Consider the following 22,724-nt stretch of genomic DNA (forward strand, 5'->3'; position numbering starts at 1 on the left):
TTAGATTTGCGATTTGAGCTGACTGATGACGTAAAGCCTTGAAGCTTGATGACAGTAGCATTTTTTTGGTAGTAGGAGCAAATCTCAAATCTCAAAAAAATCTAAAATCTAAAATCTAAAATCTAAAATCGTTAGATTCCCCATCACAAACAAATAAAAGAGTAGAAATGCGAGCAATTTTGTGCGGCTATTACGGTAAAGGCAACGGCGGCGACGAGGCGCTGTTGGCATCGCTACTGCAAATGTTACCAGATGGCGTGACGCCGATCGTCCTGTCTGGCAATCCTGTCGAGACCAATCAGCGGTACGGGGTAGCTGCGCGCGATCGCATGAATGCCTTTCAAGTTATCGAAGCACTCCGCACCTCCGACGCCCTAATCTGGGGCGGCGGTAGTTTAATCCAAGACGCTACTAGCATTGTGAGCCCTTTCTATTATGGGGGTTTAATGGGATTAGCGCAGCAGATGGGCTTAAAAACTGTTGCTTGGGCCCAGGGAATTGGGCCTTTGAAGCGCGAAATGACTCGCAAGTTATCTCAGCGCTGTTTTGCTGGATGCACCGGCGTCAGCGTGCGGGATAAAGGTTCAGCTACTTTACTTGCAGATTGGCAAATTCCCTTTACTTTAGCGCCCGATCCCGTGTGGGCTTTGGAGAATTCCCCCGTGTCGGGTTTGTGGGATTTACCTGCGCCCAGAGTGGCTGTTTGTTTGCGTTCTCACTCTACACTAACTCCCGCCCGTTTGTCAATCTTAACTCAAGCTTTAGTTGACTTTCAAAAAGCAACACGCACCTTAATTTTGCTGCTGCCTTTTCAAGCGTCTTACGACTTAGAAATCGCGAAACATTTGCACGAAGCCCTGCCCAAAACGAGCCGCATTCTCAGTTTAGAAGACCCCAGAAAATTGAAAGGAGTGTTCCGGGGAGTCGAAATGGCGATCGGGATGCGCTACCACAGTTTAATTATGGCAGCATCCGAAGAATGCCGCTGTTTTGCCCTCAGCTACGATCCGAAAGTCAGTCAATTGATGGATGAGTTAGAAATGCCGGGATACTTATTATCAGAATTGCCAGACGATCCTTATTTAATCAGCAAAATCTGGATCGAACACTATGCTAACGGCCACGCCTTATCGCCAGACAGGATAAAATTTATAGTAGAGCGATCGCTCTTTCACCGCGAAGTATTGCGAGCCGCGCTCCAGCAGTCTCCGTAAGAGGTAAAATACCGTGACAGCCAGTACAGCCGACTTAAAAATTACCTGGGAAAAATTGCCAGACGACTTCATTTTAGATGAGGAACCTGTGGCAAATATCGACCAGCCCTTGCTCGCTGCAGCGTTGCGGGAAATCTTAGAAATCGCGGGGCTAATAGTAGCAGGAATATTAGTTGCCCCAAACATGGGAATTTGTGCGACAGTAGACAGCAAGCTAGTTATCAAAGCACCAGATTGGTTTTATGCCCGCAACGTCCAGCCGCTGGAAAATCAAGAAATTCGCCGCAGTTACACTCCCAACTTAGAAGGGGAAATTCCGGCGATCGTGATGGAATTTTTATCAGCTACTGCCAACGATGAATATTCTCGGAAAAAAACTTATCCCCCCGGCAAATGGTTTTTTTACGAGCAAATATTGCGAGTGCCAGTCTATGCACTTTTTGAACCAGCCGCCGGAGTGTTAGAAGTCTACCATTTGGATTCATCAGGAAAGTATGAAGTACAACCACCCGATGCTTTCGGCCGTTATTGGATTTCTGGAGTTGGATTATTTCTAGGTGTTTGGTATGGCACAAAAGCCGAAAGAACCGGATATTGGTTGCGGTGGTGGGATGAAAGTTCAGAGATGTTATTGTGGGGTGCAGAAATGGTAGAAAGAGAACGGCAGGAAAGGGCTATCGCTCAACAACAAGCCGAACAAGAACGGCAGGAAAGGGCTATCGCTCAACAACAAGCCGAACAAGAAAGGGAACGGGCCGAACAAGAACGAGAACGATCGTCCATATTGGCCGCACAATTAAGAGCATTAGGCATTGAACCAGAAGCTTAAAAAATAGGCGAGGCTATTCTAGCGAAAATCATTGCCAGCAGTTCTACCGCATTCTTAGTAAGAGGTAAAATACCATGACATTCAATCCAATTCAATTCAAAATATCCTGGGAAAAATTGCCAAAAGATTTCATTTTAGACGAGCACCCCCTGCAAGATATCGACCAGCCTTTGCTCGCCGCCGCCTTACGGGAAAGCTTAGAAATTGCGGGGCTAATTTTGGAGGGAACATTAGTTGCGCCTCATCTGGCGATTTGTGTAAATTTCAACGATAAGCTAGTTATAAAAACTCCCGATCTGTTTTATGCCACCAACGTACACCCCCTTCCCGATCGAGAAATTCGTCGCAGTTATACCCCCAACCTAGAAGGAGACATTCCGGCAATTGTCATGGAGTTTTTGCCAGAGAATCCTCCTAGTTATCAGGATGAATATTCTGCAAAACAAACTTATCTCCCCGGAAAATGGCATTTTTACGAACAAATATTACAAGCTCCAATCTATGTAATTTTTGAACCTGCGAGCGGAGATTTAATAGTATATCATTTGAATTCATCAGCACAGTATGAAAAACAGCAAGCCGATGCAAACAATCGTTATTGGATTGCCGGACTTGGGTTATTTCTGGGTGTTTGGCAGGGAACAAAAGGCGAAAGAACGGGATATTGGTTGCGGTGGTGGAATGAAAGCGGAGAGATGTTATTGTGGGGAGCAGAAATGGTAGAAAGGGAACGGCAGGAAAAAGCAAATGTTCAACAGCGAGCCGATCGACTAGCTGCACAATTAAGAGCAGCAGGCCTCGAACCAGAGGCCTAATGCAATAATGAGCAATTTAAAATTGTCACTCGGCAATTTAAGATTGCTCATTAATTAAAAAGTAGGGAACAACATCGCAAAAATCAATATTTATCTGCGTAAATCTACGTTCATCTGCCTTCATCAGCGGTTAAAAATTACATTCAGGAGACAGCAAAATTGGCAAGAGTAAGAGTGCGGGAACACGTCAATCCCCTATCAATTAAATATCAAGCATCTGCAAGTCCCCCGGATTGGACTAAAATCTATTCCGACTTAAATTTACCGCTGCATTTAGATATTGGCTGCGGCAGAGGACGGTTTTTGTGGCACATGGCGCAAATCCAAACAGACTGGAACTTTCTCGGATTAGAAATTCGCGAACCTCTGGTAGAAGAGGCGAATCTTTGGCGCGACGAAAAAGGCTTGACAAATTTGCACTATTTGTTTTGCAATGCGAATAGTTCCCTGAAGCCCATTTTAGAAACTTTACCCGCAGGTATTTTGCAGCACGTTAGCATTCAATTTCCCGATCCGTGGTTCAAGAAAAAGCACCACAAACGGCGGGTGGTGCAGCAGGAATTAGTTAATGAATTGGCAACTTATCTGGCAATTGGCGGTGAAGTTTTTATCCAGTCAGATATTGAGGAAGTAGAAAGAGAAATGTGCGATCGCTTTTCATCTCACCCCAGTTTTAAACGTCAAAATGATGGCGAATGGTTAACCGAAAATCCCCTGCCTGTTGCTACAGAAAGAGAAATTGCTACTCTGAAACGGGGCGAACCAGTTTATCGAGCACTCTATCAAAAATAATGCTTGCTTTGGCAAACTCACCTTTGTCATAAATGTTATAACTTACATCTTGCACCTTGGTTAGGAACAGGCAAGATGCCTGTTCCACAAAACTTAATTTTCTTGTGGAACGGGCATCTTGTCCGTTAGGAACAGGCAAGATGCCTGTTCCACAAAACTTAATTTTCTTGTGGAACGGGCATCTTGCCCGTTAGGAACAGGCAAGATGCCTGTTCCACAAAACTTAATTTTCTTGTGAAACGGCTTTCCGGCCTGTTCCACAAAACTTAATTTTCTTGTGGAACGGGCATCTTGCCCGTTCATAAAGGAATTATTTTTAACTTAAACCCAAGACGGCAGCCACATCCGAATTTTCCATTCCATTTGCGACAAAGGCAGTCCCAAATAGATAGGCATCCAGAAAATAAAAGCACCCAAAACCAGAAAAATAATTGTTACCCCCATCCCTCGGAGTCGAGTTTGAGGGCTGTGCAGCCACCTGTCAACCCACCAAGCAAGTGCTAAGCCTGAAAACACAGAACAGCCCATATAATGGTACAAAAATATGCAGCGAGTCACCTTCACCCAAGGCAGCAAATTAGCAGCCCAATTAACTATTAAATATAACGCCAGCCACATTTCAGCAGTCGGCGGAAACAAAATCGGCCACTGCTGTTCTATCGTGTCAACAGAAGCCTCGCTGCGCGTTTGCAGCCACACCAAAATCCGGTGAACTAAAACTCCTATTACTAGCAGTAAAGCTAAGGTTGATAGCCACCAAAGGAAGGGATTTCCCATCGCGTGAACGTCAAAAATTGCCTGATTTGCACCTTCAGGTAAAGGCGGCAAAACCGGATCTGGTTGGGCATTGCTGCTAGCAGTTTTGTAGAAGTAAACTATGGGGCGTAGCATCAAAGGCCAACTGTACCACGTGGAACAGTAAGGATGTACATCTGGGCCACTTTTAATCCGCTGGTGATAAGTCAAAATTTCCGTTTGCATCTGCCAGAAATTGGGAGTTGGATTAAAGTGCAGGTGAGGAATCCAAGAGATGCTGTAAACTAGAATAGGAATAATAGCTAGACTCAAGCCGAGTTCTATAAAATTGAGTTGAGTCAGTTTTTGTACTGGACTTTCGGCAGGAATTAGAGGTGAATCTCCCTCGCGGCTTTGTTCTTCATTTCCTCTGTTACCCTGGATGAAACGAACTGCCCAAGCACAGATTAAAATTAGATAAGTACCGAAAAGAAACCACAATCCGTTCCATTTGATAGCCGCAGATGCGCCGAAGCCTATCCCGGCTAGTACCAGCCAAAGCCAGCGCTTTTTCCCTTCTGCTTCTACGGATTTTAAAATAAATAACTGACCTAAAATCCCAAATAAAACCAGATAAATGTTGTTCAGCGCGTAGCGAGACTCAACTAAAAACAAACCGTCGCAGGCCATCAATAAAGCAGCAATAAAAGCAAAGGTGCGGCGCCGAACTAGCTGATAAGCTAGGGCTCCCACAACTAGGGGAATAAAGGAACCTGTGAGAGCATTCAGCCAGCGGTAATCCCAAGGGGAAAGCAGGGAGCCAGCCATACTGTTGACGGCAGTTTTGCCGAAGGGAAGGTGAGTGCCGATCCAAATGCCGATCGCAATTATGTACTGGCTCAGAGGTGGGTGAGCGTTGAAAAAAGGAGTTTTTGTGAGATAATCGTTGGCAAATTTAGCGTAATAAACCTCGTCAAATACTAAAGTGTTAAATCGCTCTAGTTCCCAAAAGCGGAGAGTTAAGGATAGGAGGAACACAGCGAGCATGGCTAGGGAGAAAATAACATTCGATTTGTTAAATTGTTGTTTTTTGATTTTCATAAAACAGCAGCAAATAATAGATCCTAAATTTGAGGGCGATCGCTAATTTAAAATTCCTGAGTATAGAGTAACGTAAAATAGGACTTTTGCAGAAACCGAATTTTTGAGGAGAAACCGGGTTTTTTTGAAATACCCAGTTTCTTAAACCCGGCTTCTAATAATGCTTGGAGAGTGCAGCGAGAAGCAGTAGCGACTATTGTTTCACCAAATGCTCCCGATCTAATTGGCAAGCAGGAAGGAAAAGGGTGCATCACAAGGTGCGATAGATTATGATAGCAGCTAATCATGTCTTTTTTGAGCGAGTGCTTATGAATCCCATACTTTCGACTTGGGGGCGTTGGGGGTTAGCTGTAGGTGCGACTATCCTGATGGGATCTGCCGCCGCGCCAACTCCCCAGACATTTGAAAGTTTTGCTGATTTCTGTACCCACAAAGAGAATTTGACCCCTGAAGCCAGACATACGGTGGAGGTGTTGCTATCAAAAGCAAAAACACAAGAGTGCGATCGCGCTCAAAAAACCCTGACTAATCTCACAGAACTTTCCCTAATTCGCAATCAAATAGTCGATATCAAACCATTATCAAAATTAACCAATCTGAGAGAACTCAACCTCAGTAGAAATCAAATAACAGATGTGCAACCCTTATCGGGACTGACTAATCTGAGATTTCTCACCCTCACTTCCAATCAAATCTCTGACGTGAAACCATTATCGGGACTGACTAATCTCACACTACTTTACCTAGCTGACAATCAAATAGTCGATATCAAACCATTATCAAAATTCACCAATCTGAGAAGGCTCAACCTCAGTAGAAATCAAATAACAGATGTGCAACCCTTATCGGGACTGACTAATCTGAGATATCTCGTCCTCAATTTCAATCAAATCTCAGACGTGAAACCATTATCGGGACTGACTAATCTGACAGAGCTTTTCCTCGAAGCTAATCAAATCGTAGATGTAAAACCTTTAGCGGGATTGACTAATCTAACAGGGCTGTCCCTCGCATCTAATCAAATTGTAGATGTGACACCTTTATCGAGAATGACTGAGTTAAACTTTCTTTATTTGAGTGGCAATAAAATTGCAGATGTGAAACCATTATCGGGATTGACAAATCTGATAGTGCTTTTCCTCGCATCAAATCAAATCGCAGATGTGAAACCTTTAGCGGGATTGACAAATCTGCCCACCCTAGACCTCAGTAGAAATCAAATCGCAGATGCCACACCTTTAGCGGGATTGACAAATCTAACTAACCTAGACCTCAGTAGAAATCAAATCGCAGATATCAAACCTTTAGCGGGATTGGTATATCTGACAACCCTCGATCTCAGTAGAAATCAAATCCCGGATGGAGAAGCCGATCGATTAATTCAGAAAAACCAACAACTATTAAATCAAAAAACAGATGAAGCCGAGCGATTGCTTCAGGAAGCTAAGCGACTATTGGCTCAGGAAACAGCAGCATCTTACCAGGATGCCTTGCAAAAGTTTGATGCAGCGCGTTCGCTTTATCGAATGCTTAGAAATTGGGAGGACGAAGCTTACACGCTGAATCAAATCGGCTTCATTATTAATAGATTAGGAGACAGACAGCAAGCCCTGAACTACTACAAGCAAGCTCTTTCTTGGCATCAGACTATACGCGATCGCCCTGTGCAAGCCCTCATCCTCAACAACATTGGGGCCGTCTACTATGCTTTGGGAGAGAAACAGCAAGCCATCGACTACTATAACCAAGTCCTTTCCTTAATTCGGGAAATGGGCGATCGCCCTGAAGCAAGTATCAACCTCAGCAACATCTCGAACCTACCCGCAAACAGCGATAGATCTTTGGTCAATCGCACTGCGGAAGCCACCACACTCAACAACATCGGCTTAGCCTACAACGATTTGGGAGAAAAACAGAAAGCAAAAGAGTATCTTAACCAAGCCCTTCCCTTATTCCGGGCTATGGGCGATCGGACTAAGGAAGCCACTATCCTCAACAATATTGGCATAGTCTACTATGATTTGGGAGAAAAACAAACAGCCCTCGACTACTACAAACAAGCCCTCGATTTGAGACAAAAAGCGGGCGATAGGCGTGGAGAAGCCAACAGCCTCAACAATGTAGGTAATACTTACTCAGAATTGGGAAAACTGGAGAAAGCAGAAGAATATTTCAACCAAGCCCTGCCGCTGTTTCGCACTGTGGGCGATCGTCCTGGGGAAGCCCTCACCCTCTACAATAGGGCTATTCTCAAAGGCGATCGAGGCAATTTAATCGCAGCCCTCACTGACATTGAAACCTCCATCAAAATCATCGAAAACCTCCGCACCAAAATTACCAACCACGAACTCCGTATCTCATACTTTGCCACGGTACAACACTATTACCAGTTATACATTGACCTGTTAATGGAACTGCACAAAACCAATCCCAACTCTGGTTACGATCGCAAAGCCTTAGAAGCCAGCGAAAGTTCCCGTGCCCGCAGCCTTCTCGAACTTCTTCAAGAAGCAAACGCCGATATTCGGCAAGGTGTCGCCCCGGAATTATTGCAGCAAGAACGCAATTTACAACAGCAACTCGATGCCTTAGAAACACGCCGAATCGAAACTCTAAGCCGCCCCAATCATACCCCCGCAGAAAAAGTAGAATTAGACCAAAAACGGCAAACTTTACTAGGACAATATCAGGACATTCAAGCCCAAATCCGCTCCACCAGTCCCCGGTACGCCACCCTCACCCAACCGCAACCTCTAACGCTGGCACAGATTCAACAACAAATCCTCGATGACAATACCATTTTACTCCAGTATTCTTTAGGGAAACATCGTAGCTATCTCTGGGCTGTGACTAAAACCAGTATCACCAGTTATGAATTGCCCAAACAGGTTGACATCGAAAAAGCCGTCCGCAATTTCCGCAATGCTGTGACTAACCCGCGCTACCGAAACATTCCCGATCGAGTTGCTGAAGCTAACAACACGCTTAGTCAAATTATTTTACAGCCCGTAGCAGCACAACTCGCTCAAAAGCGCCTGCTGATTGTTGGCGATGGCATTCTCAATTACCTCCCCTTTGCCGCCCTCTCGCTCCCCGAAACACCCGGTAAAAATCCGAATCCGCCTTTAATTGTAGACCATGAAATCGTGCTGCTGCCTTCCGCTTCCACCTTGGGAATCTTAAGACAAAACTACAATGACAGACAACCCCCAACTCGGACTTTAGCAATGCTCGCCGATCCAGTTTTTAGTCCTAACGATGAACGAGTTAAAAATTCTTCTTCAGCCACCACTCAGCAAGCGGTAGAATCAGCAAATCTCGGTTTAAGTCGCTCCAGAGGGGACAATAACGTACAGTTTGACCGTTTAAAATTCACTCGCCAAGAAGCTCAAATCATTCAAGCGTTAGTACCAGCTAATTCTCGCACCCAATCCTTGGATTTTGCAGCCAGCCGCGCCGCAGCAACCAGTCAGAACTTAAGCCAATATAAAATCATTCATTTTGCCACTCACGGTTTAGCGAATAGCACTAACCCGGAACTATCAGGAATCATCTTGTCGCTGATAGATGAAAAGGGCAACCCTTTAAACGGATTCCTGCGACTGACTGATATTTTCAATCTCAAATTAGCAGCAGATTTAGTAGTGTTAAGTGCCTGTCAAACAGGATTAGGGCAGAACATTCAAGGCGAGGGCATGGTAGGATTAACGCGGGGATTTATGTATGCTGGGGCGAAGCGAGTTGTGGTGAGTTTATGGAATGTGGATGATGAAGGAACGGCTAACTTAATGTCGAGTTTCTATCAGGGAATGCTGCAAAAAGGGTTAACGCCAGCGGCAGCCTTGAGGGCGGCGCAACTGGAAATGTTGAAGCAGGAAGAGTGGCGTTCTCCTTATTATTGGGCGGCTTTTACGCTTCAGGGGGAATGGCGATAAATTTTAGGGAAAACAGTTATGATATCAAGTCAGGTTAATTGCTGATAAATCTTATATGGTAATAGTCGAGCAAATTTTTGCGATGTGGCAGAATGCTTTTTGTGATTGTTTTTGTACGCTGCTACTGCCATTCTATCCATTGCCTCACAATATTTTCTAGTTCCCCAGCAAACGAATCAGTTGCATAAAGATCAAAGTTATTAATCATCTCGCTTTTTTCTAAGGGAGACTCAGCTTGAAATATAGATTCATCTAAGTTAAAAAGCGATAATTGGCGAGACTCGTCATCCGATGGATTTTGGTGTAGGGATGTTTGCTGGCTGACAAAATCGCCCATCCGTTCGCAACCCTTAGCAAAACGGCGCAAAGTAGTTGCGATCGCCTCAGAACTATTATCAATTCCTATCCATCTCCTCCCAAACTCCGAAGCAACACTCAAAGTCGTACCCGAACCGGCAAAGCAATCGAGCACTAAATCATCAGGATTTGATGAAGCTCGAATAATTCTACTAACTAGATCGCGGTTTTTCTCTGTTGGATAACCTGTAATTTTAATATTCTGATTGTGAGCATCGCGAAACTCTAGCCAAATATCTTGTACGGGAATCCCGCTACTGCTATCCAAATATATCTTGCGACGGGGATTTCCTGTTGCAGACCAATATATTTCCCCTCTAGCATCCATTTCATCTAGTGTTTGAGGTGGAAATTGCCAATGCTTTCCTGGTGGCGGATTCATCCCTCGCCAAGACTTTCCAGTTTCGCCATTTCGCACTCCAGGCGCATGAATCGGAACCTTTTTATATCGCCGTCCAGTTTCCTTTTCAATGTATTCATATTCTTTGTTGGCGCGCTTATCTGTCCATTCTTCAACAGGACGATTCCAGACATAAGTATCTGATTTACTATAAAACAGGATAAAATCTGAAACATTGCCGTAAGTCTTTTTTGTGTAGTTCTTTGGATTACATTTTTTCCGAGTAATCCAATTTCTAAAATTACGTTGACCAAAAATTTCATCCATAATCACCTTGATATAAAAGGCCATTTTATCATCAAGATGGACATATATTGAGCCGTCATCAGCTAATAACTCTCTCAAGAGTATCAACCTCTGACGAATAAATTCAATATAGCTGTTCCCTCCTAATAAGTCAGAATAAGCCTCAGTCTGAGAACGTGATTGAAACACACTTTTAGTTGCAAAAGGCGGATCTATATAAATTAATCTTACTTTACCTTTTACTGAACTATCTTTAAGTAAAGATGCTAAAATTGGTAAATTATCTCCATAGTAAAGACGGTTTTCATTTGCCAGACATAGCTGTTCATTGCTAGACCACAGTTTTACACATTCAGCTTGATGAGTGTCTAAAACTTCACTTGCAGGCACTTTTCCTGGATATGAAAAGCACGCATCCAAGCTATTATTTAATGGGCTTTCACTAAAATTAGATGCAGCTTCACCCTGCGATTGTTTTTTTGAAATACCCGTAGCCATTGTCACTCCTATTTTCAAGAACGCAGCCATTCCACTGTAATCCGATCTGGAACCATACGCAGTGTCAATACAATAATCTTATCTGGCCAGCTATTTTCAATATTTGCGTAGTCATCCCACATCGATCCGAGTAAGAGACCAGGCCCATCATTCAGGAAAATTACTTTAGTTCTTAAGTTATGATTTTGTGTATAACTGAGGATTTCATCAGCGCAGCTACGATAACCACCTGTTCGGTCGTCTTCTTGTGCACCGCCTCTATCTGAATCATATCTTGCCAATCCTATTGCCAGCAAGTCATTTTCATTAATATCGTAAATCACAAAATCAACAGGACGTTTTGGGTTGGGATAGTTGACGAAGACATTTCCCATCAGGATATCTTTTCCAGCTCGCTCTGGCCCTCTGATTGCCAAGTAGGGAAAGTGTAAGCGGAATAAGGAGAAAAATCTTTCAGTTAAGTCGTATCCCTTTTTTCCGCGACTTTTGTATTCCCACAATAGAGCCGACATTGCCTCATCGGGAATTGGACGAGTCAATCGATTTTAGATTTTAGATTTTAGATTTTAGATTGACTTGCGCGAGATAAATGCTCTTTCTTGAGGATTTTAGATTTTAGATTTTGGATTGATTCCACGGATAAATCACGTGGCGGGTACCACCTTTGAAATTCTTGGTCATATAAGCAGCTTGAACTTCTTGAACAGACCTAAAACGTGCTCCAAACTGATTGCAAATATCCGCTGTCTTTTTTTTCCTTCTGAGCATTTCAACTGGAATCTCAGGGCTAACATACTTGCGAAACACCCTAAAAAGTTGAACTCGCATCCATGTGCTGGGAACCTCTGAAATCTGTATAAATAGACGCACTGATGATTCAGAAGTCCTGAGTAATTGCCCAAACATTACTAGAACAGGTTCGTAAAGTTGGCAAGCCTCCTGCAATATATCGGGATAGTATTCTCCGGCAGTCAAGGTGATCCAGTTGTGTCCATCTGCTTTGTAGTCTGCAAAAGAGTTGCGTCTTCCCGATATCATATTACTCACCCTTCATCTCAAAATTAACTCCTTGGTAAAGTTCGCTTAATTGAATTTGAAACTCGATCGCACTTAATGTCATAACTTCATCCGCCGTTGTATATTCTGTTAATACCCATTTATTTTCTGAATTCTTAGCAAATTGTTCAACATAAAATTTATATTGGTCAATCATAATATATTCTCGAAGACTGGAGATAGATCGATAATACTGAAATTTATCGCCTCGGTCATAATCTTTGGTTGAATTTGACAAAACCTCAACAACCAGCACCGGATTAGTTACCGTAGTCGTACCGCTGCCCTCATAAGCAGGCTCTCCAGAAATCACCATGACATCGGGATAAGTGTAAAGGCGATATTGCGACATCCACAAACGCACGTCACCCATATACACGCGATAGTTCGGCATTCCCAAAGTCAATTTAAAGCGGGCATAAAAATTACCTGCGATTTCATTGTGATTGGTTGTTCCACCTGTCATTGGCACTATTTCTCCATCGCGGTATTCACTTTTAAACTCCGCAGCTTCCTCTAATTGCAGATATTCTTCGGGAGTGCAGTAGCGTTTTTCTGTTTGTACAACCATAATATCCTCAGAGCGACGCCCATCAAGACTAATCTAACATTATATCCAAAAAAAGCGGCTCCGCTTGTCGCAGAACCGCCGTCACAGAGGATGAAAAATCAAAACTTAACGCACAGCACCCTGTACTGAAGGTGATTCAATTGTTTTCATGAAGTACAGCTTCACTAATTGCCAGCCGTTCGACAGATACAAAGGCAATTTTTGGAAGAACTGCAAGAATTTCGGAGTATTAGAAGCAACAATTGCAGTCAACTGCTGATTGTTCTTGAGGCAAATATCCAGGCGTTCATAAAATTCTGGATTGTTCACGTCAAGCATGACAGGGAATACGCGGCCTGCTGTTTCGTTGGTCTTTTTAATCACTTCGATGTCGTATTCGCGAGCATCGAGTCCGAGCGATCGATAAAAACCGGCGCGCTGGATATCATTGAGATACATTGTCGCGAACACTGACAGCAAGAAGAAACGGCACCAAAGCTTAGCGCGCCAATCATTCAACATCTGAGGCTGAGCTCTCATCACCGCATCGAAGAAATCTCCGTGGCGGTTTTCATCCTGGCACCAATTTTCAAAGAATCGGAAAATCGGATAAATCTGGTCTTCAGGATGGGCTTTTAAGTGCTGATAAATCGTGATGTAGCGCCAATAACCGATTTTTTCCGACAAGTAAGTCGCGTAGAAAATAAACTTCGGCTTAAAGAATGTGTAACTGCGGCTCTTTGTCAAGAAACCCAAATCCAGGGACAAATTAAAGTCGGACAGCGCTTTGTTGAGGAATCCGGCGTGCCGCGCTTCGTCGCGGGACATCAGGTTGAAACCCTCGGCGAGCACTGGATTTTTGTCTTTGAGCCTGCGTCCCAATTCTTTGTAAAGCAAGAACCCAGAAAACTCAGCGGTGCATGAACGTTCTAGAAACTCAATGAACAACTGGCGTTTTTCGCCGTCAATGTGATCCCAAGATTGAGCGAACTCCTCATCCCGCACGAAGTGGTTTTTGTTGTAGTCAACGCGGAACTCTTGGATAATTGCTTCTAGTTCGGCTTCATTTACCGAGATGTCCATTTTGGCCATCTCGTCAAAGTCGGTTGTGTAAAATCTCGGCGTGAGAATAGTTTCTTTGGCTGGGGCTTTCACTCCCGGCCGCAGTTCTTCAAAAGTGGGTTTTTTGAGGGAATCTACCATATTTTTATTGGATTTCTGCTTATAACTACTCGCTTGTTTCCATTGTCGGGTACTGCGGGCGATCGCGCTCGTGTATTTCCGGCCAGCGCTGGCGGCGCGCTTGGTTTGGCGCTCCGTGTGGAATCTAAGTCTAAGCTGCTGTAATTTCCACGCCCTCCAGTTTACCAAGCTCTCGCCCGCGCAAATATGTTGCTGGCGTTAAGAATTGCTACGCAAAATTACTCACTGGGCATGGGCATGGGGCCTGGGGCATGGGGCATGGGGCATTGGGCCTGGGGCATGGGGCATGGGGCATGGGGCATGGGGCATGGGGCATGGGGCATGGGGCATGGGGCATGGGGCATGGGGCATGGGCATGGGGCATGGGGAATTGGGGAATTGGTAGTAAATAACCAATAACTTCGGACAATACACAAATATCTGCTGGTGTCAAGCTGTTTAAACACGAGATAGAAAGTACAAAATGTATAGAGGGACTCCAATTCTTAGAATAATCAGGCAGGACGGTCAGAAAATGAGCAATTTAGGTGTTAGTTACCTTTTATGGGCAGCTTGTTTTTTCGGCCCATTCGGACTCCACCGCCTCTACAACGGCAAGATTGGTACGGGTTTGCTGTGGCTGTTTACCTTTGGTTTGTTTGGGTTTGGGCAATTGTTTGATTTGCTGTTGCTGCCGAACATGGTGGACGAACACAATGCCAGTCTCAGGGGCAAACTCGGCGTATCTCGCGAAGGTATACCCCTATATCCCAGCAGCGGGGCGATCGCCGCGACATACCCCAAGCCAACTCCAGACCAGTTAGGGGTTAAACTCCTGAAGGCAGCTTATACCAAGAACGGAAGATTATCTGTCACCCAAGGGGTGATGGCAACCGGCGCTACTTTTGCCGAAGTGGAAGAGGCTTTCACGGCACTGCTCAAAACCGGTTATGTGAGTATCGAGAACGATCCCGTCACTGGCGTCGTGATCTACCACTTTCACGAACTTTAGCTGCTGCGGGTGCGTTGCCTAGGGGATTTTGTCTATTTTTCCAGAAGCTAATCGCTGACGCACCCTACTACTTGATATTGCTGAGCGAGCAGTTGTTGCGGTTTTTCGAGTAAGCATTGCCGACAAAATCGGCTAGAATGTTTGTTTGTCTATATAAGCAGAAAGTATTTAGCGTCATGGCAGTCCCTAAGAAGAAAACCTCCAAATCCAAGAAGAATATGCGTAAGGCCACATGGAAGCGCAAAGCTGTAGTGGCAGCTCAGAAAGCTCTGTCTCTGGGCAAATCTGTTCTGACTGGGCGTTCCAACAGCTTCGTGTATCCCGGCAATGAAGAAGAGGAGGAAGAATAGAAACGGCATACCGGGCATGGGGCGAACCCGATGCCCGATCGATCAATCCTTTTTTGCTGCTGGTAAAATCAGCATGGCATCGCCAAAGGAATAAAAGCGGTACTGATGCTCGATCGCTTCTCGGTACAAATCCAACAGCCGAGGCCTTCCAATCATCGCACTTATCATCATCATCAAAGTAGAGCGGGGCAAGTGAAAATTGGTAATCATCCCCTCTACAACCCGCCACTTGTAACCAGGGTAGATAAACAAATTGGTCGGGCCGCAAAAAGGTTGCAAGGAAAAATCGCCACTCGCGGCGGCTGCTCCCTCTAAAGCTCGCACTGCTGTTGTACCCACCGCAATGATCCGCCCGCCTCTGGCTTGAGTTTCCCGGATTTTCTCGACGGTGGCGGCGGGTACTTCCACCCATTCGCCGTGCATTTTGTGAGCCGTCACGTCTGCCACCTCCACCGGGCGAAACGTCCCTACTCCGACGTGTAAGGTGACAAAAGTTTTTTCGATTCCCCGCTGTTCCAAGCGGCTGAACAATTCTTCGGTGAAGTGCAGGCCTGCTGTGGGGGCCGCCACCGCCCCGGGTCGATCGGCATAAACAGTTTGGTACTGTTCGGCTGAAGCTTGGGAATTTTCGATGTAGGGCGGCAGGGGTACGTGGCCGTATTCGTCCAAAAACTTCGCCAGATTCTCATCTGTGGGGATGTCAAACTCCAACAGCCGTCCCCCTGTTGCCTCGTCCCTGTCTATAACTGTTGCAGTCAAGCGACGACGATGGGGGGGCATCGTGGCATCGGTTCGGCAACAGCAAGGATCTGTGATCGAGTCCTCACAGGCAGGGGCGATGGGATCAAACTCAATTTTTGCTCCCAACTTTAAGCGTTTCCCCGGTTTAACCAAAGCCAGCCAACAGTTGTGCTGCCGTTCTTCCATCAACAATATCTCCACAGCCGGGCCGTTGGGTTTGTGCCCGTAGAGCCTCGCTGGCAGCACGCGGGTGTTGTTGAGCACCAGCAAGTCGCCCGGTTGCAGCAAATCGGGTAAATCCCTAAAAATCCGGTGTTGGTGGCTGCTGGGAGAATCTACAGCCAGCAAGCGAGAACTGTCCCTCGGCACTACGGGATTTTGGGCAATGCGCGAGGGCGGAAGTTCGTAGTCGTAGCCGTCCAAAGACCAGTCCATCTCTGTCATCGAGTGAATTCCTGTGCGATCGATCTGTCAACTGGGTAACAAATTGGGTAAAAACCCCCATCCAAAGTCGGGTGCTTTTCCCCTTGTGGCAGCGGGTATAGCCCGCCATGATAGAGGTGTAGCATCAGCTTTGCTCGAAGGATCGTTATGGAATACCTCTACTACATCGCCAATACTAGCCTTACTCTGAGAGTCGTGGATTACCTACGCACGGCTCATCATCTTCCCTTGCAATTTATCACTGTTATTCACCAAATTGACGGCTGGGTGGTAAAGGTGAAAATGAGCCAATATTTAACTCCAGAAATGCACGGGGATTTTCGGGCTTTTATGAACGAACTCGGGATTCCTTACGATCCTGAAATTCGCTTGCAAATGGCGCTTTGGAGTTTGGAAACCGGACAGTCGCCACTGAGCGTGATGCGCCGCTACCAGGTGGCCGTGGTTTGTCACGGCAGCCCTGACCGTAAGGAAATTGAAGCCTTTCGCCAGCAGTTTGTCAAGGGTCTGGGATATTGCCCGGAAACTCTCGCCTAGATTGCTACGCATATAAATTAACTCTTATAGCCTTTCTCAGTAACATGAGGTGCTCTGGCGGGCATAGGGCATAGGGCATAGGGCATAGGGCATAGGGCATAGGGCATAGGGCATAGGGCATAGGGCATAGGACAAAGCCCCCATACCTCACCACGCTTGAGAATCGCTATATGACAGAACAGGAGAGGGAGAGAAGGGGAAAGCGGGAGAAGATTTAACGCTTTTTTCAGCTCCGTTAAAGCTCAAGAGAGAAATGCGCGACAGCCTAGGCAAGTTAACAATTAAAAATTACCTAGTGGCCTTGCTTTGAGATTTTACCCTCTAAATTTTAATTATATACTTTTAAATGCTAAAAGCCGAGCGAATGTATTCTTGCAGGGTGAGTCGGTAGTTTCCGGCAACGGCGGATTGAGAGTTCGCTGCAGTTAATGGTGGTAATATTCGCTTAGTGTTTTGTTGTGAAGGTTCGCACCTGACTAAGGCGACATCAAAGCGACAAGAATTATTTGCTAAATCTGGGTGAGTGCTTAAAAATATTTCGGCTGTCTGCCACAGTTTGGCTTGTTTTGTTGTGCTAACAGCTAGCATTCCACCAGCATCCCAATTTCCCTGGCGGCGAGTTTTTACCTCTACAAATGCTAATGTTGGGGAGTGGTGATTGGGAAGAAATTGGTTTTTTGCGCTTTCTTCATCTCTTCCGAGTGCGATGATGTCAATCTCTCCCCAGCGACAGTGCCACTGGCGGTGCAGGATTTCCCAACCTTGCTGCTGCAACCACTCGGCGACTAAGTTTTCTCCCAATGTGCCGATATCCCTAGAGTTGGGGGATTGGGGGCAATTGGAGTCAGCGGTGGCTAACGGGCGATTCCCTACGGGATAGCTACGCTTGACGCTCTTTCTGGTAGAATTCAATTCTGAACTGTCACGACTGCCCATTAGCTTGAACTTGTATGATGATTTCTCGAATTCGCCAACATATTTATACTTTCTTGCTGAGTTTTGTTATTTTAGCAGTAATTGCCGCTGGGGCGATCGGCATTAATCCCGCACCTGCTTTGGCTTTGGATCACGACAAAGAAATCCTAGTCGGGGCTGATTTTAGTGGACAAGTTCTGACTGACGACAGTTTTAATAAAGCTAATCTTCGCAACAGCAATTTTACTAAGGCAGATTTGCGGGGTGTCAGCTTTTTTGCGGCCAATATGGAAGAGGCAAATTTTGAAGGCGCTAATTTCACGGGTGCTACTTTAGATTTAGCTCGCATGATGAAAGCAAATTTAACTAATGCTATCCTTGAGGGTGCTTTCGCTTACAATACCAGGCTGGAAGGAGCTATTATTGACGGTGCTGATTTTACAGAGACACTGCTGCGAGACGATATGATAGAAAAACTTTGTAAAGTGGCAAAAGGTACTAATCCGGTGACGGGTAGAGATACTCGCGAAACTCTTTTTTGCGATTATTAAAAGGCTAATTAAACAAAACTTACCCCGCGTGCGGGGTAAGTTCCATGTAAACTCTCTGGCAGTAGGGCGATCGGGATTGAGCCACGGCCCGATACATGACTGCAATATCAGCGGAACCCCCAGCAAATCGAAGATTTTCTGCTGTAAACGAGTCGGCGTCAGGTCGAAACTAACTGCAACACCCGCTAGTTTAGGCTGCATTCGAGTTTAAAATATTGAATTTTATTACTTTAGTCAACCTCTTGACGGTTAACTAACGGAATTTAGTTCCATTGCTAATGAATTAGGCTACTCAATGACTACAGAATTAAATAGTGGTTCTCAAAGATCGCCAAACACTCTCCATGCTTGGGGTATAGCAGTGTTGCTCCTTGTCACCCTAATCTGGGGTACAAGCTATCCGGTTATCAAGGGAGCTCTCAGCAGTCTTTCTCCTTCTGCAATATTTGCAACCCGCTACGTAATAGCAGCGTTGCCGTTTACCCCCTATTTGCGCTTCCTGAATTTTTCCCTGCTACGGGATGGAGTCTTCTTATCACTCATACTGTTTCCTGCATCAGTCCTCCAAACCCTTGCCCTTGAGACGACTTCTGCCGATCGTGCTGCATTCATTGCCAGTTTCAACGTCATCCTAGTTCCTCTGCTAGGGCAACTGCTAGGTAGGCAGGTGTTCCCAAAAACTTTCCTCGCCGCAGGACTTGCCATCTTTGGCATTGGAGTGATGTGTTGGGAGAGTGAACAGCTAGTGCTCGGCGATCTGTTGATGTTGGGCATGGCTTTTCTCTACTCGATCTACATTCTTAAGCTTGAGTCCACCACGTTGCGCCACCCCATTTTGCCACTCGCTGCGATCCAGCTTTGGGTGATAACAATATTTTCTTTAATTTGGGCCGCTCCCGATCTGCTTGCACAACAGGAGGCAATTGGCGCGAATCTTGGTATTCTTTTATATATTGGCTTATTTGATACTGCTGCTACGATTGTGCTTCAAGTATTAGCTCAACGATGGGTTAAGGCTGAGGACACGGCGCTCATGTATACTTTCGAGCCGATTTCCGCAGCGATTTTCTCGTTTCTACTACTGGGAGAGAAACTGGGAGTACGCGGTCTGATTGGCGCAGCTCTTGTAGTGGTGGCAATGGTTTTTGGTGAAAGCAAATCTCAGGGCACTGAGCAGAATGGCGAAATACAGGTTAACGAGTCGATTGTTGCAGCGCTGCCAGATTCGGATACTGAGCCCATTAACCCTCCAGCGTCGCTTCCGAGTAACCTCGTGGAAGTAGAATTAGATTTGTAATTGGTATTAAGAGTGAGGAAAATGGGTTTCGATATTTTCATCCAGCAAACAGAGAAAGGTAGAGGCGTTTTTGCCAGCCGAGACTTCTGTAAAGGTGAGACTGTGGTGGTTGGACGCCGAGTCGATATCTTGCCCGAAAGAACTACTCACACCTTTCAGATGGACTTTGACCTGCATATAGAATCAGATGAACCGGGATCAGTGATCAATCATTCTTGTAGCGCAAACACAGGGGTTCGGAATAATCAATTCGGAGCCTACGATTTCGTGGCATTGGTTGATATTCCTTCTGGAAGCGAGATTACCTGGGATTACTCTTCAACAGAGTACAGTTTCATTGACATTCCCAAATGTTGTTGTGGCTCCACCGAATGTCGATCCAAGCTCCTTGGATATAAATTTCTCCCTGACGAAATCAGGAAAAAGTATGGTGAGTTTATCGCCGATTACCTCAAGGTAACGGCACCTGAAACGGAACTTCCCCCGCGTACTCTTAAAGTTCCTAGTATTGCCCCCGTCAGTAAGGCGATCGGGCTTTAGCCCCCGCCGGATACATGACTAGAATGTCAGCGGAACCGCCAGCAAATCGAAGGCTTTCTGCTGTAAAGGAGTTGGCATCGTCAGGTCGAAACTAACTGAAACACCCGCTAGTTTAGGCTGCACTCGATTTTTAGCATCGTCGATAAATTAGTCACTAAGGTCCGAAAACTTTGAACGGGAAACTTCTCCAAAGTAAGCTTTGTTGAAGCTTTCCGTTTCGCCGGAGTAGCAAACTAAACCTGGACAACCACCGAACCAGACTCCCAAGGATCTAACTACTCGTCATCCTCGAACAACAACAATGCTAATGGCGATCGCATATCCCATCTAAGTTTGCTTCCATTTCCATCTTCTGGCTGTTTCGTTGGTAGCTGATTTTGGTTCGTAGTAGGGACTAAAGTCCTGAAATTCTAGAAATTTCCCCCCCAAGGCACGGATGTTAAATCGTAAAAATTAACTTGACGCAGCCGCTCTAATTCCTTGAGCCATTCTTGTTCGGCACAGAATAGTTGGTGATATTCTATAGCCTCTTCGCCACTGCTAGCGGCCTTGGCTTTTTCCCACATATTGAGTGCAATCCGGCGGCGCTTCATGCTGATAATTTGCTCGATACAGGCGAGGGCAGATCTAATTACTAGAGGGGCGCGATAAACGTTTCTTTCTGAGAACTCATTTAAGTGAAATAAATGGGAGATTTGATTGAGTTGATTCGGATATTCAATGAAGCTATCTTGCAATTTCAATATTAACTCTGAAGGCGCTACTTGTAAAGACATTTTGTGCAATATTTCTGCATTCACAATCTGGTGCCACAAAAATCTGTGGTGAGAAAGGCTAAACTGCACGTCTCTAGCTTCTATTGCCTCTCTGACATCTTGGCGGTATTCGGGACAGTGCAAATAAATCTGCAATAATTGCGCTTCTGCTTCTTCTAAAAGACTGCGGGCTACGGCAGATAAGCTTGATTTTGAGTTTTTGTTTTCGCCGCTTGCACGCTGCTTTTTATATTGTTTGGTCGGCTTCAGCTTGTTTCTAATTAACAGGGGCATTGTCAATGATTCGTCTTGACTCTGCCGCTTTGCCCAATCGCTGACTACTTGATTGAGCAAGTTTTCAGCGAGCATTTTTGTGAGTCTAAAATCTCCTTTGCTGAGAATTTCGGCGCTTTTTTGCAAATAATGTGCTAGCTGATTGTCGTCTGTGATATTGGTTAATAATTTTATAATTTTTTTTGTGACTTGCTGGGAAGTATCGGCTTGCTTCAAATCTTGATTGACGAGCATTTGTTGCAGTTGCCAGTCGAGCCACAACGGAGCATTTTCCAGCAAGTCTCGATATTGTTCTGGGGAGTATGTTTTGAGATATTCGTCCGCATCTTTGCCGTCGGGAATGTTGAGCACCCGCAGTTGCACTTCTCCTTGATAAGCGAGTTTTTCTATTTCCCCAATAGCGCGTTCTGCTGCTTGAGTTCCTGCTTTGTCGGCGTCAAAGTTGAGGATAATTTGTTTGGAGTCAGTGTACCGCAATAACTGCCGTACTTGGTTTAAACTTAAGGCTGTTCCCAGGGAAGCGACGGCGTTGGAGATGCCGGCTGCCTGAAGTGCGATCGCATCAAAGTACCCCTCTACAACCACTGCGCGATCGGCTTTGCTAATGGCTGTTTTCGCCGTATCTAAGGCGAATAAAGTTTTGCCTTTATCGAAGAGTTCTGTTTCGGGAGAATTGAGGTATTTCGGCTGTTCGTCGCCGAGAGCTCTGCCGCCGAAACCGATGACTCTGCCTTGGGTATCGCGAATGGGAATCATAATGCGATTGCGGAAGCGATCGTAATAACCGCTGCCGCCATTTTTTCGGGGTACAATTAATCCAGCTTGTTCTACTAATTGCGCCGGATAGTTTTTCTGTTCTACTAAATAACTGTAAAGTGCTTCCCAACCTTGGGGTGCATAACCTAATTGAAATTGTTGGATAGTTTCTTCGCTTAGCTGGCGCTCTGATTTGAGATATGCTAAGGGTTCTTCTCCTTGAGTTTGTCGCAAAGCGTGTTCGTAAAAGTTGGCTGTTAGTGCTGAGATTTCATAGAGTTGTTCCCGCAGAGAAATTTGCCGCTGCAATTCTTGTCGGTGTTCTGGTTCGACTGTTTTGACTGGGACTTGATAATTTTTAGCTAATTCTAATACTACTTCGCTGAAAGGGCGTTTCTCCAATTCCATGAGGAACTTAAAAGCATTGCCGCCGGCACCGCAGCCGAAACAATAATACATTTGTTTGCCGGGACTGACTGTAAAGCTGGGAGATTTTTCGTCGTGAAAGGGACACAAACCTACGAATTCTTTCCCGCGTTTCCGCAAGACGACGCGACCGGAAATAACGTCTACTATGTCGGCTCTTTGTTTGACTTCTTCGATTGTTTCTGGATGCAGCCGGGGAACTTGCATAGGGCTATTTTAGGCAACTTGAAATTATTGGAGAAGGAAAGCACTACACGGATGAGGACACGGATACACGGATGAATTATCTAGTCTGAGTGATTTCTCATGAGATTCAAAATCCCAGCCCCCTTAAAAAGGTGAAATAATCAGTGTCAAAGTCACCCTTTTTAAGGGGGATTTAGGGGGATCTCCGGG

Annotated in this window: 21 protein-coding genes; 11 read left to right on the top strand and 10 right to left on the bottom strand. The window is 45.4% G+C overall.

The window, feature by feature from the left end; genetic code table 11:
- Nucleotides 1–167: 167 nt before the first annotated feature.
- The 4 genes from csaB (at nucleotide 168) to trmB (ending at nucleotide 3,650) form a co-directional block, all read left to right on the top strand.
- Entirely contained in the window at nucleotides 168–1,214 is a 1,047-nt protein-coding gene (csaB, locus tag QT990_RS01910) for a polysaccharide pyruvyl transferase CsaB (RefSeq protein ID WP_333464846.1), read from the top strand.
- 13 nt (nucleotides 1,215–1,227) lie between these two features.
- On the top strand, nucleotides 1,228–2,043 hold the full coding sequence (locus QT990_RS01915; protein WP_333464847.1) for a Uma2 family endonuclease: 816 nt from the start codon (nucleotides 1,228–1,230) through the stop codon (nucleotides 2,041–2,043).
- 74 nt (nucleotides 2,044–2,117) lie between these two features.
- A complete protein-coding gene (locus tag QT990_RS01920; protein WP_333464848.1) occupies nucleotides 2,118–2,858 on the top strand; it encodes a Uma2 family endonuclease in 741 nt (246 codons plus the stop codon).
- A gap of 159 nt (nucleotides 2,859–3,017) precedes the next feature.
- The gene (gene trmB / locus QT990_RS01925) at nucleotides 3,018–3,650 is read left to right on the top strand and encodes a tRNA (guanosine(46)-N7)-methyltransferase TrmB (protein WP_333141375.1); all 633 of its coding nucleotides are present in this window, start codon (nucleotides 3,018–3,020) and stop codon (nucleotides 3,648–3,650) included.
- A gap of 93 nt (nucleotides 3,651–3,743) precedes the next feature.
- On the opposite strand, the gene QT990_RS01930 is transcribed toward trmB, so the two are convergent.
- Together QT990_RS01930 and QT990_RS01935 are read right to left on the bottom strand one after the other, a co-directional pair.
- Nucleotides 3,744–3,953: a hypothetical protein gene (locus tag QT990_RS01930; RefSeq protein ID WP_333464849.1), complete on the bottom strand. Its 210-nt coding sequence runs from the start codon at nucleotides 3,951–3,953 to the stop codon at nucleotides 3,744–3,746.
- 18 nt (nucleotides 3,954–3,971) lie between these two features.
- A complete protein-coding gene (locus QT990_RS01935; protein ID WP_333141371.1) occupies nucleotides 3,972–5,486 on the bottom strand; it encodes a phospholipid carrier-dependent glycosyltransferase in 1,515 nt (504 codons plus the stop codon).
- A 269-nt stretch (nucleotides 5,487–5,755) separates the two neighbouring features.
- Between QT990_RS01935 and QT990_RS01940 the strand changes: the two genes are divergently transcribed.
- Complete coding sequence (locus QT990_RS01940; RefSeq protein WP_333141369.1) at nucleotides 5,756–9,421, top strand: CHAT domain-containing protein; 3,666 nt, start codon at nucleotides 5,756–5,758, stop codon at nucleotides 9,419–9,421.
- Nucleotides 9,422–9,542: 121 nt separating this feature from the next.
- On the opposite strand, the gene QT990_RS01945 is transcribed toward QT990_RS01940, so the two are convergent.
- The 5 genes from QT990_RS01945 to acsF all read right to left on the bottom strand — a co-directional run bounded on the left by QT990_RS01945 (nucleotide 9,543) and on the right by acsF (nucleotide 13,731).
- On the bottom strand, nucleotides 9,543–10,922 hold the full coding sequence (locus QT990_RS01945) for a site-specific DNA-methyltransferase (protein WP_333464850.1): 1,380 nt from the start codon (nucleotides 10,920–10,922) through the stop codon (nucleotides 9,543–9,545).
- Nucleotides 10,923–10,936: 14 nt separating this feature from the next.
- Nucleotides 10,937–11,461 (bottom strand): hypothetical protein, encoded by a 525-nt coding sequence (locus QT990_RS01950; protein WP_333141364.1) that lies wholly within the window; start codon nucleotides 11,459–11,461, stop codon nucleotides 10,937–10,939.
- Between the two features lie 76 nt (nucleotides 11,462–11,537).
- Nucleotides 11,538–11,960, bottom strand: a complete 423-nt coding sequence (locus QT990_RS01955) for a hypothetical protein (protein ID WP_333141362.1) — start codon at nucleotides 11,958–11,960, stop codon at nucleotides 11,538–11,540.
- Nucleotide 11,961: 1 nt separating this feature from the next.
- Nucleotides 11,962–12,549 (bottom strand): Uma2 family endonuclease, encoded by a 588-nt coding sequence (locus tag QT990_RS01960; protein WP_333141360.1) that lies wholly within the window; start codon nucleotides 12,547–12,549, stop codon nucleotides 11,962–11,964.
- A 105-nt stretch (nucleotides 12,550–12,654) separates the two neighbouring features.
- On the bottom strand, nucleotides 12,655–13,731 hold the full coding sequence (gene acsF / locus QT990_RS01965; protein ID WP_190738830.1) for a magnesium-protoporphyrin IX monomethyl ester (oxidative) cyclase: 1,077 nt from the start codon (nucleotides 13,729–13,731) through the stop codon (nucleotides 12,655–12,657).
- Nucleotides 13,732–14,245: 514 nt separating this feature from the next.
- Here acsF and QT990_RS01970 point away from each other — a divergent pair.
- Nucleotides 14,246–14,722, top strand: a complete 477-nt coding sequence (locus QT990_RS01970) for a TM2 domain-containing protein (RefSeq protein ID WP_333141357.1) — start codon at nucleotides 14,246–14,248, stop codon at nucleotides 14,720–14,722.
- Between the two features lie 176 nt (nucleotides 14,723–14,898).
- Nucleotides 14,899–15,072 carry a 50S ribosomal protein L32 gene (gene rpmF / locus QT990_RS01975; protein WP_006632406.1) on the top strand — a complete coding sequence of 58 codons (174 nt, stop codon included), beginning with the start codon at nucleotides 14,899–14,901 and terminating at the stop codon, nucleotides 15,070–15,072.
- 42 nt (nucleotides 15,073–15,114) lie between these two features.
- Here the strand turns inward: rpmF and queA are convergent, their stop codons facing one another.
- Nucleotides 15,115–16,257, bottom strand: coding sequence for a tRNA preQ1(34) S-adenosylmethionine ribosyltransferase-isomerase QueA (gene queA / locus QT990_RS01980; protein ID WP_333141355.1), 1,143 nt, complete (start codon nucleotides 16,255–16,257; stop codon nucleotides 15,115–15,117).
- A 147-nt stretch (nucleotides 16,258–16,404) separates the two neighbouring features.
- On the opposite strand from queA, the gene QT990_RS01985 reads away from it, so the two are divergent.
- A complete protein-coding gene (locus QT990_RS01985) occupies nucleotides 16,405–16,794 on the top strand; it encodes a hypothetical protein (protein ID WP_006632408.1) in 390 nt (129 codons plus the stop codon).
- Nucleotides 16,795–17,136: 342 nt separating this feature from the next.
- On the opposite strand, the gene QT990_RS01990 is transcribed toward QT990_RS01985, so the two are convergent.
- Nucleotides 17,137–17,730, bottom strand: coding sequence for a YraN family protein (locus QT990_RS01990; RefSeq protein WP_333141353.1), 594 nt, complete (start codon nucleotides 17,728–17,730; stop codon nucleotides 17,137–17,139).
- A gap of 14 nt (nucleotides 17,731–17,744) precedes the next feature.
- Here QT990_RS01990 and QT990_RS01995 point away from each other — a divergent pair, with 14 nt between their 5' ends.
- From QT990_RS01995 to QT990_RS02005, 3 genes are all read left to right on the top strand, one after another.
- The gene (locus QT990_RS01995; protein ID WP_333141352.1) at nucleotides 17,745–18,260 is read left to right on the top strand and encodes a pentapeptide repeat-containing protein; all 516 of its coding nucleotides are present in this window, start codon (nucleotides 17,745–17,747) and stop codon (nucleotides 18,258–18,260) included.
- A 295-nt stretch (nucleotides 18,261–18,555) separates the two neighbouring features.
- Nucleotides 18,556–19,557 (top strand): DMT family transporter, encoded by a 1,002-nt coding sequence (locus tag QT990_RS02000; RefSeq protein ID WP_333141349.1) that lies wholly within the window; start codon nucleotides 18,556–18,558, stop codon nucleotides 19,555–19,557.
- Between the two features lie 21 nt (nucleotides 19,558–19,578).
- Complete coding sequence (locus tag QT990_RS02005) at nucleotides 19,579–20,097, top strand: SET domain-containing protein-lysine N-methyltransferase (RefSeq protein ID WP_333141347.1); 519 nt, start codon at nucleotides 19,579–19,581, stop codon at nucleotides 20,095–20,097.
- A gap of 410 nt (nucleotides 20,098–20,507) precedes the next feature.
- Here QT990_RS02005 and dnaG read toward each other — a convergent pair whose 3' ends face one another.
- Nucleotides 20,508–22,535 (bottom strand): DNA primase, encoded by a 2,028-nt coding sequence (gene dnaG, locus QT990_RS02010; protein WP_333141345.1) that lies wholly within the window; start codon nucleotides 22,533–22,535, stop codon nucleotides 20,508–20,510.
- Between the last annotated feature and the right edge of the window lie 189 nt (nucleotides 22,536–22,724).

This window comes from Microcoleus sp. T3_B1, from assembly GCF_036700445.1.
Lineage (GTDB): Bacteria > Cyanobacteriota > Cyanobacteriia > Cyanobacteriales > Microcoleaceae > Microcoleus.